General features: G+C 49.2%; 8 protein-coding genes. 1 reads left to right on the top strand and 7 read right to left on the bottom strand.

Going from position 1 to position 12,715, the window contains the following annotated elements; all coding sequences use genetic code 11:
* Positions 1-216 (top strand): GIY-YIG nuclease family protein (locus GGU45_RS16345; RefSeq protein ID WP_435226522.1); only part of this gene is annotated, 216 nt, incomplete at its 5' end.
* 65 nt (positions 217-281) lie between these two features.
* Here GGU45_RS16345 and GGU45_RS16340 read toward each other — a convergent pair.
* The 7 genes from GGU45_RS16340 to GGU45_RS16310 all read right to left on the bottom strand — a co-directional run bounded on the left by GGU45_RS16340 (position 282) and on the right by GGU45_RS16310 (position 12,650).
* Positions 282-1,880 carry a solute:sodium symporter family transporter gene (locus GGU45_RS16340; RefSeq protein WP_435226520.1) on the bottom strand — a complete coding sequence of 533 codons (1,599 nt, stop codon included), beginning with the start codon at positions 1,878-1,880 and terminating at the stop codon, positions 282-284.
* Between the two features lie 16 nt (positions 1,881-1,896).
* Positions 1,897-3,873, bottom strand: a complete 1,977-nt coding sequence (locus tag GGU45_RS16335) for a glucosidase family protein (protein ID WP_435226518.1) — start codon at positions 3,871-3,873, stop codon at positions 1,897-1,899.
* Between the two features lie 30 nt (positions 3,874-3,903).
* Positions 3,904-4,911, bottom strand: coding sequence for a winged helix-turn-helix domain-containing protein (locus GGU45_RS16330; RefSeq protein ID WP_435226516.1), 1,008 nt, complete (start codon positions 4,909-4,911; stop codon positions 3,904-3,906).
* Between the two features lie 33 nt (positions 4,912-4,944).
* Positions 4,945-6,300 (bottom strand): hypothetical protein, encoded by a 1,356-nt coding sequence (locus tag GGU45_RS16325; RefSeq protein ID WP_435226514.1) that lies wholly within the window; start codon positions 6,298-6,300, stop codon positions 4,945-4,947.
* A gap of 337 nt (positions 6,301-6,637) precedes the next feature.
* The gene (locus GGU45_RS16320; protein ID WP_435226512.1) at positions 6,638-7,669 is read right to left on the bottom strand and encodes a hypothetical protein; all 1,032 of its coding nucleotides are present in this window, start codon (positions 7,667-7,669) and stop codon (positions 6,638-6,640) included.
* A gap of 203 nt (positions 7,670-7,872) precedes the next feature.
* Positions 7,873-9,540, bottom strand: a complete 1,668-nt coding sequence (locus GGU45_RS16315; RefSeq protein ID WP_435226511.1) for a RagB/SusD family nutrient uptake outer membrane protein — start codon at positions 9,538-9,540, stop codon at positions 7,873-7,875.
* 17 nt (positions 9,541-9,557) lie between these two features.
* Complete coding sequence (locus tag GGU45_RS16310) at positions 9,558-12,650, bottom strand: SusC/RagA family TonB-linked outer membrane protein (protein WP_435226509.1); 3,093 nt, start codon at positions 12,648-12,650, stop codon at positions 9,558-9,560.
* Between the last annotated feature and the right edge of the window lie 65 nt (positions 12,651-12,715).

Here is a 12,715-nt window from a genome sequence, read left to right as displayed (position 1 = left end):
GTTGGCTTTACCGCCGGCAACCTGCAGGAACGCCTCAGAAGACACAATTCCAATCACAAAGGATTCACCGGCCAAAGCAATGACTGGGTCATTGCCTACTACGAAGCCTTCACCGATAAACCGTCTGCAATGAAACGGGAAAAAGAAATTAAAGCAAAGAAAAGCAGGGCTTACATTAAGGAATTAATCGATGGTTCAGAGCATTCCGGCTCTTAAGCCGGAAGGGTCGGGGGTTCGAGCCCCTCAACTCCCACTACGGCCTCGCATGTTGCGGGGCTTTTTTATTTGCCTATGTTCACCAGCCCCATCGGGGAAAAGAGCATAAACAACAATATAGAAGCGACCACAAGCGCCAGCCCAACAATACGCCCGTACTTCCATGGCTGGACCGCCACCCTACTGTTTTGCTTTAATTCAAAAGGTATGGACATGGGCCTCCAACGGCCAATCAACAACATGAGCAGGGTGGTGATCACAAACAGGATGGCCAGCACATGCAAAAAATGCAGCTTACAATCGAAGAACAACTGGGTACTTCCATAGCTAATAATAAAAAAGAACAGACCAGTCCTTGCAGCCAACGGCGGCACCCGTTTTGTAAGAAATCCAACAAGCATAATTGTAAATATGGGTACGCTGAACAGCCCGCCAATCTTCTGAAGCCAGGTATAGAACCCTCCGGTGGCAAACAGGATGAAGGGTGCAATCATCATGGCGATGATGGATATCAGCACCTGAAATTTTTTGGCGGTGCGCACTGGGTCCTGCTCGCCCGAAGGCAGCTTTTTTCCGGCGATCAGAGGCTTATAAACGTTCAGTACGAAGAGCGATGCAGAACCGTTGAGCCCGGCAATAAAAGTGGTGATCGTAGCGCCAAATAGCAACGCAGCCAGATAACCGGAGTAGGCCGGAGGCGATACATCCCCGGCCAGCTTTGAAAAAACAGTGGAAGTATTGGGAATACCCGTATAAAGATGGGCGGCAATTACGCCGGGAATATTCAGCAGCAATGGAAGCACCAGTTTGCCAAGGGACGCCAGTGCGATCCCTTTTTGACAGGTAGCCAAATCCTTTGAAGCCAGCACCTGCTGAACGATGTATTGTTCAGTGCCCCAATAATACAGGTTCACCAGCAGCATGCCCGTGAAGATGGTACTGAAGGGAATAGCATCTCCGGCTTTTCCGATGCTGTTCAGGTGTTCCGTTTTTGAAGACAAGATGGTGTGCAACCCTGCCTGCCAGCTGCCCGCGCCCAGGTAGCGCAATGCAAAGTAAGGAAGCAGCAATCCGCCGGTAAACAATGCAAAGCCGAGCACCGTGTCAGAAACCGTAAGAGCCTTCAGACCGCCAAGCAATGCATACAACGTGCCCAATGTACCGATGACCCATACCAACAGCCATACTGTTGCCTGCGGGCCGATCCCCAGATGCCCCGAAATATCAAACAGTCCGTCAAATGCCACTGCACTGCCATACAGCACGGCCGGCAGCAGGTTTACAATGTAATTTGCCAGGAAAAGAAGGGAAACGATCGACTTAACCGACCGATCGTACCGCAGTTCAAGAAAATCGGGAGTGGTTGCGATCCCTGTCCGGAGATAGATGGGAATGATCAGTTCGGATACCAGTTGCATGGCCAGCACCGAAGTAATGCCCCAGGCCATCACGCTCATATTATTGACATAGCTGAGCTCGTTTTCACCAATAAAGGATGCCGTATTGATATTGGTAAACAACAGCCCGCAGCCAACAGCAGCAAATCCAAGCTTGCGGTTAGCAAAGAACAGGGCATTTAAGGTTCCCGTTTTCTCCTTTCTTGTTTTGAACCAGGAGAACAAAACAACGGAAAAAATGATGATGATAAAACTGATCAGTGCCATGGATACCGGATCTTGTCTAACGAAGCGTAATGTTTAAAGGCTTCTTGCCATCCCATCCGAAATGGAGCCCGCTCCTGCCCTCTTCAGTTACCGTAATGCGGTACTTTCCGGAAACCCGCTGTACCAGCAGATCGAATTTTGTATGGAAGGCATTGACGTTTTTAAGGGAAAGCTGGTTCCATTTTTTGGGGAGCCGGGGGCTGATGGAAAAAGACCGGAAGCCGGTAGGATCAAAGCCGATCAGTCCTTCCACGAGGGCCCTGCAATACAACCCGCTTTCTGCTGAAAGATGGCGCTGGTTGCCCTCCGGCCAGGCTTCAATGGCATAAGGTACATGTGCGCCCAGCAAGCGGCTGCCGGAATAAAAAGAGAGATAGGCTATTGCGGTGTCTGTGGCGCCTGCCTTAAACAAGCCACGGAATGCATAGAGCGTAGACCGGTCCCAATAAGTGCTGGAACCGGATTCGGTAAGCAGGCCATTGGGCGACCATAATTTTGGAGAGAGCAGGGCTGCCTGAGTCTGATCTTTCCGATCGTAAATACCCATCACCAACGGCAAACAGATCCAGGAGCGTAGTTTATTATTCCCTTCGTAATATTTATAGGTTTTATACCCTTCCACCGTGCCGCCAAAGTAGTGTTCCATGTGCTGCCGCAGCTCCAGGGCCTCCCGTTGCCATTCTGCAGCCATCTTTGTTTTGCCCAACGCGGTTGCCAGTCGTGATCCGTATAAGAAAGAGCCGTAGGCCAGGGCATTGGTAGAAAGATTCACCTTTCCTGCCGGGAAACGTCCTTCCAGCTCATCCGACTGGGAGGCAATCACACCATCGGCCGTTTTCTTACGCAGCAGGTAGGTATTGCACCATTCGATCAGGGGCCAGAGCATTGCAGCTTCGATAGTGTCGCCACTGGTTAAAGCAAACTGGGAGGCGCCATAACCAATCATAGCCTGATCACCCCGGTCGCCCGCGCCGTTCCAATAGCCAGCGCCTTCGGCAATGATGGAACTGGGAATGGGCGTGTAGGAAGGATTTATGTAGCCGGCAAAGAGCCGGTAACTGTTGCGGGCTGATTCCATACCAGCGGCATTGCCCAAATAGGCGAAGAAGGGATTGATATATTCCGCCTGATCATTGGCCCAAATAGCGGCATAGTATTCACCGCCGCCCGGTCCATGCATCAGTCCTTCTTTGGTTTCATAAATGCTTTCAGCGGCCCGGACTTTTGCAAACGCAAACATCCGGTTAATCAACGGATCGGGGGTTTGCAGTACCAGCTCGCGTTCCAGTTCATGAACCAACGCCCGTCTTTTTTCAAGTTCGTAGGTGGCGGCATAGTAATAGCGGTTTTCACATTTTTTTCTTGCCGATATCACGATCCAGAAATGACGGGCCTCCCGCGGCCGAAGAATCATGCGTCCGCCGTTGTACAGCTTTGTATTAATGATATAGGAACCATATACTCCTTTCTTTTCATCCGTAACAATGTTGCTGTCGATAAGCGGAATGTTTACAGAAACCGGCGCGGGGCCCTGGTTCCGGATGATGTACGACTCCAGGTAAGCCGCATGATCTGTGGATGGAAACAGGGTACGTTCCAGCACAATATCTTTGGTAAGTATGCTGGTCGTTTGCAGAAAACCATGTATCAAAAAACTACGCGGTGTTTCAGTGATATGGTTTCCATCGATAGTGATGGAGTCGGTGATATTACCATTGAACTCCCTGATCAGGTTTCCGCGGGTGTCATTGGGAATCGTGCGTAACATCGGGAATACCAGTTTCCGGTTCAGGTAGGCTGCTCCCGATGGTTGAACGCCATAGCGTACAATGGCGGAAAGCTGTTTGCCGCTCATCTCAATATGATCATGGTGTGTTTGTCCGGGCTGAACGATCCATTGAATGCTCCCATCGTTATTCAGTTTCCAGTAACGTTGTTGTGCAAACAGGGTAAGGCCGGAAAGTAATAGTACCGGCAAGAGTAATTGTTTCATGATGGCAGGAATCATTTTATAAAAAAAGTTTTAAAGGGTATTTCTCCGGGCGAGCGTTGTAGGTATGATAGCCTGGATGGGCTCATTTGTCAAAATGGTTTTAGCCGCCATGGTTCCCATCAGGGCAAAGTCGGCGGAGTAAGTGGTAATGCCTACAAACTCTTTGGCAGGTTCATCATTGTGCGAAAGAATGCCTACATCCCTTCCGGGTTTGAATTTCTTCAGCTTACATTCTTTCAGGATTTCCCACATGGCAAAGTTATCCAGTGTGAAATAGACCTTTCCTTTTTCAACGGTGCCGGGGACGAACTCCCGGAGCAGCCTGCCATTGATCTTGTATTTTTTTATGAACTTATGAAAGGAGGTTACGATTTCTTTCGGGTCCAGGGAGTCTGGTGAATGATAAAAAACAAATTCGTCAAATGCGCGGATCTCGTTTACCAGCTGTTCAAACACCCCGTAAGACGAGCGTTCAAACTCCTGGGTAATATGATTAAAAACTCCATCGATTGGTTCATAACGGTCAACCATCAGCAACCGGTTACGCGGGATGGCATTGAGCAGCTCCTTCGATCGGGGGTGCGGAATGGGGGCAATCACATACATGCCGAATTGCCGCCGGGTCCGTTGCAGGATGGTTTCAAATATCTCGATATTCCCGTGATGAAAAAACACCTGCAGATTGATGTCCTCGCCCAACGTTTTGCGAAAGTTCCGGTAAAACTGTTCCTCAAAGCTGTCGAGATTATACATGAGCAGGGCTACTCTTAGTAATTGTCTGGTACTTCCATTGGCTACAAAATATCCCAGCCGGTTCCGTGATGCTACAATGCCCCTGCTGATCAACTCGCGGTATCCGCGGATGATCGTTTCTCTTGAAAATCGCAATGTGCGAATCATGGTGTTGACTGAGGGAAGTGTATCTCCGGGCAATAAGATTTTTTCATCAATGGTATTGATCACACCCTGTACGATCCGATCGTGCTTTGAGTAGGAACTAACCTCTTCCAGTTCAGCGATCTTGTCAAATACTGTCATTATTCATGAGCCTTTTCGGCGGTTTAAATTGATTTAGAAAATAACAGCCGTTGCTTTTCCCCCGGGAGCAACAGCAATATCTGTATAAAAAAATGGCTGACCGGTTACGGTTGTTTGCTGAACCGCTTTTTGGCTTTTTCCGTTAACCAGGATCGATTGGCCGGTTCCGCGGAAGCCAGCCCGCCAGTGGATTACCGAGTTCCCATTATTAACAAAGGAGGATCCTTTGTTCCAGTGCCGCACCCCGATACGTGATGACAATACAGGAAGATTGCGCAATTCGCAGGTATCGCCTGATGGACCGCTATAGAGCGTGGCAACGCTACCTTTACGCGCATCCGGGCTTACGCCCATAATGCCCTGCACCAGTCCCTCAACAACGCCAAAGGACACCTCGGGGTAATCATGCCGTTCTGTAGCAGGGTTGGCCAGGAATAAGATGTTCTGGTATGCCTGTTCCTCATAACCGTAGCGCGCCAGCTGGTAGGGCAGGTAAGACCGGTTTTCTACGTTCCATTTTGCGCTGAGCAGATGTTGTATTGTGTGCCGGATACGGCTGCTGTCGGTTAATGCATTGTACCAAAGCAGATAGGTTTCTCCCTCACCACTTCCAAATCCCCCCTGGCCGGAATAATAGGTGTGATACCGGTTGATAGCACCGCTCCACCAGGAGGTTTCCAGCTGTTTCCGGTAAGCTGCTGCTTTTTGACGATACAGGGCTGCTTTTTGAGGCTGTTTCCATAATATGACCATTTCTGCATAGCTCATCAATCCCCTGTAAATAGCGGCCACCAGATCGATGCCCATTTTTACATCGTGTATAGCCTCGTAATAAGAAGGCAGGCCCCTGCAGCGGTGAAAATAATCATTGTTATTAAAGGGCACTGGCGCGTTCAGGTAAACGGGCCTTGTTAACAATGAATCCACCTGCAGTTTCCAACGTTCCAGGTAACGGGTTACCGTAAGCTCAAAAAAGGACCTGAATGCCGGCGCTGTTATATAGTGGGTATCACCGGTCCATAAATACATACGCCAGCAGGCATAAATGAGTTCAAAATTGGCATTGAGGTTGTACCAGAATTCCCGGTCATTGCGGTAATCTTCAGGTGCCGGCTGCCCATCCCGGTTCATCTCCCAGTAGGTGCACCAGTCTCTGCTTTCCGAAATATTAGATACAAAGCGGGTGAATATATTTTTATTTTCAGCGTCCATGCCCAACACTTCGGCGGGTATACATTGGTGCGATACATCCCGGATGCAAAAAGCATTGCGCGAAGGAAGTGCCGCTTCATACCAGGGACCAACGGGATCGGATGGGCTTCCCCTGAAAGAGAGGGCGAGCTTCCTGGCGCGATAAAAACTACCTTGCAACGCAGTGTCTGACGACACAAAATCAAGAGGCCGGCTTTGCGCCGGCGCCGGGACTGCGGAACCTGTGAAACAGCAGAGTGCCACGAAAATGCGTAGTATATTCAATGGATACATGTTGTTAATACCTTATTGTTTTTTTGCTGATATCGACCCCCAAAAAATTCCGGCTATTTCATACCTGTGAAGGCTTAAACGCCAGGCCTTCAAATCTCTGCGTATGAATGAGGATTGGAAAGATAAACATAAACACGAATATGAATTCTTTTTTCATTTTTTGTGAATGCTTATACGACACGACTCCCGGATGTGTTGTCATTCACTATTGACTATTCACTATTGACCCCCACCCTTCACCTTACCGGCAATTTCCCAAAGCCATTTCCCGTACTGTACAGCCTAAAAGCGCTTCCGGCCCGATACCCAGGTAGGCCGGACTGCCTCCTGTATTGGAAACCCTGCCCGAAATAAAATCCCGGTACCAGTCCATCCAGGGAAAGGAGTAATGATACACTTCTGCCGCATGTACCGAAAAGCCGCCTGCCTTTTCGGGAAGGTTCAGCCCTTTTGCCTGGTAAAAATTTTCGCCTACGGTGTGCAGCCATTCATGTACCCATACACCGGGGTCATTTATTTTGTACTGGTTAATCGTTGCTGCAATATCGGCACCCGGATCAAATTTGACCGTTACATAGCCCGTCTTCAGGGCTTCTGCCATCGGGTTGGTCCAGGCCAGTCCGAAATAATTACCCGGAAAGCTGCAGGCGCCTTCCTTTTCTCGCCAGAACACAAATACACAATCGTACACTCCGGGTTGTATCTGCGGCATCAGCGCCGCAATGGCAGCAGGCTCCACCGTATACCCGATACTTCCTTTTGTAAGGGTAACCGGGACGGTAATGTCCCTGCGTTCCACCTCCCATTTCATTGTTCCATAAGCATACTTTTCAAAATGCTCCTTCAGGCTCCAGGTGAAAAAATTGTAGCCGGCATCCAGATCCGCCGTAGAAAAATGTGTACTGCAGTCGCCTGTTTCTGTATTTCCCCGGGTTTCATACAACCCAATCCACAGGGCCTTCCAGGTTTTGGGAGCTGGCTTATCTGCGGTGGTAAAAGCTACTGGTGTACTGGCTGCTGCAGTAATGGTTTTCCGCAGATAGATCTCCGTATTTTTCAGTGCCACACCAATGGTATGATGACCGACTGAAAAGCTGACCGTACCCGGCACCAAAATACCGGTATACTTCCCATCGATATAAAGATACCCTGCTTCGCCCCCGGGCGTGGATATGGTTACAGGAACCAGGCCTGGCAACGAAGGGGCGCTATCCTTTTTACAGGCCGATAGAAAAGAAACGACCACTGCAAGTGTGTAACAAATAAATTTCATAGTACTGTTGTTGCGATGAAGGAGGCGGTATGCGTTTAGCTGTATCGTTACTCCGGAGATGCTTTGATAAAGTCATTTCAGCATCTGTTAATCGATCAATTATATTGTAAAAAACCATTAAGATTAATTAAGGCGCATTCAGGAATAGGATCACTCAACGGTTCTTAATACCTTAATGGTTTTGTTACGGTCTGTTAATCTTATTAATTATAGCCCGGGTTCTGCTGCAAACCAGTTCTTTTAATTTCTGTTCTGGGAATAGGCATCAGGTAATGCCGGGCCTTATCAAAGCTCCGGGGCTCAATATCCTTGTACTGGTAGGTTTTTACGCCGGTGGTGGCATTGCGGGTAATGATCACCTGGCGCACGGGTTTATTCTCTGTTACCTCGGCTATCTTCCAGCGGCGCACATCATAGTACCGGTGCCCTTCAAAAGCCAGTTCCACCTGCCGTTCATTGCGAATACGTGCTTCAAGTGCGGCTCCGGTTTCTGTGAGCGGCGCGGTAATACCGGCCCTTGTTCTGATCCGCTGCAGGTAGTCACGGGCAACATCTTCATGGCCTGAATAAAATTCGGCTTCGGCATAGTTGAGATAAATCTCGCCCAGGCGCGCCAGGATCCAGAATTTATTGGTTTGGGTGGTTGCATTAAAATTATACGTTGTATCCATATACTTCCGGAATGCATAACGGGTTAAGCTATTGTTCCAGGCATCGAAACCCTGGTCAGAGTCATAACCGCCCTCATAGAATTGAGCTGCCGTAGTGGTACGGTCTGAAAAGAATGCCGCGTTGCCGGTGGGCCGTCCGTCAAAAATGATGTCTGCATAAAAACGGTGGTCGCGGTTAACATAGGGATTTTGCGGATCATACCCCGAAGCGGGATCCGTAATATATTTACCATCTGCCGTTCCAAAAGCATCTACCAGCTCCTGTGTGGGAGCAAAGGCAGCCCAGCCATGATAGCCGTTGGGGAAGCACATCATTTCCAAACCTGTAAAAGGATCCCATTCGCCTTTATAGCCGGAAAGGTGCACGCCGATCAGTTCTGCGTTGGACGTGGTAAACAAATCGGCATAGTTGCCGGTAAAAAGACTGTACCCGGGCAGGTCGATAACGGCTTTTGCAGCGGCAGCAGCGGCGGTCCATTTTGCGGGATCTGCAGTTGGATTCCACAACGGGCTGGCGGCATATAACAATAAACGTGATTTTATAGCAAGCGCCAGTGGAGCCGATGCACGACCTTTCTGCGCCGTGGTATTGGCCAGTAAAGCCGCCGCTTTGTCCAGTTCATCGCTCACAAATTTTACACATTCGTCAAAGCTGCCCCGGGTGGCTGTAAAATCAGAGTTCAAATTGAAGGGTTTCGTAATCAGTGGTACTCCGCCATAATCGCTGATCAGCTGAAAATAGGCGTAGGCCCGCAGGAACGTAACCTCTCCTTTTATGCGTTTGCGATACGCATCGTCACCAGGCACATCATCAATCTTCGAAAGGAAAATATTGGCGTTCTGGATCTGGCCGTAATTTTTTGACCAGATGTCGAAACTGCCGGCATTATCCGGGGAAAGCAGTCCCTTGTTCAGCACATTCCGTGCACCGCAGGTGTAGCCATCGCCAAACTTGGTAAAACCCTCATCACAGGCCGATGATAATACCACGCTTCTGTTGAGCGAACTGCCCCAGTCAACCGTAAAGGTAGGTAACACATTATAAATGTTGTTGGCATAGGCTTCTGCCAGCTTCAAGTCCTTCCACACAGACTCATCGGTATAAGAGTCCAGCGGCGCTTTATCCAGCACTTTTGAGCAGGAGGACAAGAATGCTCCGGCCCAAAGAATGCTGATTGCAATGATTATTTTTGATTTCATAAACTGATTTTTAAAATTTACAATCCTATATTCAGTCCAAACCGGACGATCTTTGACTGGGGGTAGTTAACGCCAGTGGTATTGTTCGTTTCAGGATCCACGCCGTACTTTTTCAGGTGATCAAAAGAGAGCAGGTTATAACCGGCCGCATATACACGTACAGAAGAAAGACCCAATTTAGCATACACCTGTGAAGGGATGCTGTACGACAACTCCAGTGTTTTCAGGCGCAGGAATGCAGCATTCATCAGCCAGAAATCGGAATTATTATAGTAGTAGGCATTGGTGCTGTTATCATTGAAGGCACGGGGATAAATGCTGTTTGTGTTGTCGGGAGTCCAGCGGCCATCATAGAGCCATTGGGGCGGTGCAATGAGCGACCCCTGCATTTGCGAGTTGATCAGCTGTTTGGCCTGTGCCTGGCCGGAGAGCAGTACGTTCAATCCAACACCTTTATAGTTGAGGCCCAGGGTACATCCGTATACGATTTGCGGAACAGCCGACTCGTAGGTACGTACCGCATCATCGAAGGTGATGGAGCCATCGCCATTGGTATCCTTAATGCGGATCTCGCCAACCCGGGCGCCGGGCACGTGTACGGAATTATCAATTTCATCCTGTGTGCGGTAAATACCATCACTGGCAAACAAGAGCCAGGAGTTGATAGGATGGCCTTCAAATTTTTGCCATTCCGGTACGGTAGCAGCCTCATCGCTAAAGATGACTTTGCTTTTCGCAAAAGTCCCATTAAGGCCGATGGCGTATTTAAGATCGCCCACGGCATCGTTATACCCGATGGAGAAGTCGAATCCCCTGTTTAAGGATTTACCGATATTCTCACTGGGCAGGCTCATGCCGGTGTACAACGGAATGGAGGCATTCCGGGCTGCAAGAATATCGCTGCGCAGGTAGCGGAAATAATCAGCAGTGATGTTGAGTTTGTTGTTCAGCACTGCCATATCGAACCCGATGTTTCGGGTATCCTGCTTTTCCCAGGTGATGTCCGGGTTTGGAGTACTGGACAGGTACAGGGCATTGGTTAGTCCATAGTCGCCAAAATAGGTTTGATAGCTGGTATTGGTGATGAGCTGGTACCTTGTCAGAAAGAGGTACTGGTCTACAGCATCGCTACCCAGGATACCCCAGGATGCCCGCAGTTTTAGCTGGTTGATAAAGGGCACACTATTTCTGAAAAAGGATTCCTCCGAAATCCGCCATCCGGCAGAAACAGAAGGGAACATCCCCCAGCGTTTATTTTCCGGAAAGTTGAAGGAACCATTGTAACGCATAGTTACTTCAGCTATATACTTATTGCTGTAATCATACGCCACACGGCCCAGATAGCTGGCACGGCCATCCTGCGCAGCAGATCCCGTAGCTACCTGTCCTTCGGCGGCGCCGGTAAAGATCTGATCGATCTGATCACTCAGCAGGTTTTTCCGAAAGGCATAGGTACCCCAACTGGCAGTGCTGGTAGCCTCATAGCCGGCAAAGGCATTAATGTTATGGCGGCCAAACTGGTGATCATAAGCCAGTTTGACAAAGCGGGTGCTGCCGTTGTACATGCCTTCATTTTGCGTAACGCCGGATATCGCCGTGCTGGCACGTACATTGGAGTAAACATTCGTAGTCTTGTTATAGGAATAAGCATCCCAGGGCTTGGTGAATATTTTTTCATGCCGCAGGTTTACATCGTAAGAAGCATAACCGCTCAGCGATAATCCCTCGGTAACAAACGGCAGTTTCCATTCAAATCCCGCAAGTGGGGTCAGTACATAATTTTTGATCTTATCATAACCGGGGTCGCCGGTAACCAGGATCACCGGGTTACGTCCGGCCGTAACACCCGCACTGGGTGAGCCATTGGGCCAATGGGTAGGTATAAACGGATACATGGAGCGGGTTTCATGCAAAATATTGCCTACGCTCCAGGTAGGATAGGTACGATCCTCCAGCCGGCCGGCGATATCCAGGTTTACCTTCAGGTTCTTTGAAATACGGGCGTCTATGTTTGAACGGAAATTGTATTGCCGGTAATGCTCGATGCTGTTCCGGAAATTGCTGGACTGATCTACCAGTTGCCCGGAGAAATAATATTTTACATTATCGGTGCCACCGCTTACGGAAAGCGAATGGGTGCTTTGCGGGGCACTTTTCCGGAATACTTCATGGATCCAGTCGGTGCTGGTATAATTGGGATCATTACCGGCCTTGTATTTATCAATTTCTGCCTGCTGATAAGTGCCCGGGTTGATCTCGTTGTAGTAGGTCATATATTCCCAGGCCTTCACAATTTTAGGTAACCGCGTTAATTGCTGGATGCCATAATTGCCATCATACTGAATGGTGGGCTTACCGGTTTTTCCGCGCTTGGTGGTTACCAGTATAGCGCCATTGGCCGCGCGCACGCCATAAATAGCTGCGGATGCATCCTTCAGCACGGTGATGCTTTCAATATCATTGGGGTTAAGGCGACTGAAATCCCTATCGGGTACGCCGTCGATCACGATCAGCGGACTGGTGCCGCCTCCAAAAGAGTTAAACCCCCTGATATAAATCGTAGAACCATCACTACCCGGGCGGCCGGAGCGGTTATTGGCAATAACTCCAGGTATACGGCCGGCAATAGCATTGGCTACGTTGGGCGAACTGCTTTGTACAAGAGCAGTCCCTTTTACGGTAGCTACCGCGCCAGTTAAAGTAGCTTTCTTCTGGGAGCCGTATCCCACCACCACTACTTCGTCTAAAGAACGGTTGAGAGGCTGCAGTACAATAGTTAGCGTGGCCTGGTCGCCTACGACTATTTCGGTTGGCTGAAAACCGGTGTACGTTGCAATGAGGACTGCATTAGTTCCGGAAACAGGCATCTCGAAATGACCATTGCTCAGGCTTAGCGTGCCATGTGCCGTGCCCTTTTCTGAAATGGATACATTGCCCAGTGGGGCGCCATTATCGTCCGTTACGGTCCCCCCGATCTGCCGTTGTTTTTGGGCAAATACAGAAGGAGAAGTACAGAGCAGCAACAGCCATAACAGCAGCAGGGCGGGCATTCTTTTAGCAGGAGCAGGGCAAAAAAGGGCCCTCCCCCTATAAAAACAAGGTTTCATCATTTGTTTTGGATTTATAACTAAAAAATCATTGTCTTACCGGAAGTATCAAAGCGGTATCAGGTACT

Source organism: Niabella hirudinis, assembly GCF_051201075.1.
GTDB lineage: Bacteria > Bacteroidota > Bacteroidia > Chitinophagales > Chitinophagaceae > Niabella > Niabella hirudinis.
This window is presented reverse-complemented; position numbering and strand designations above follow the sequence as displayed.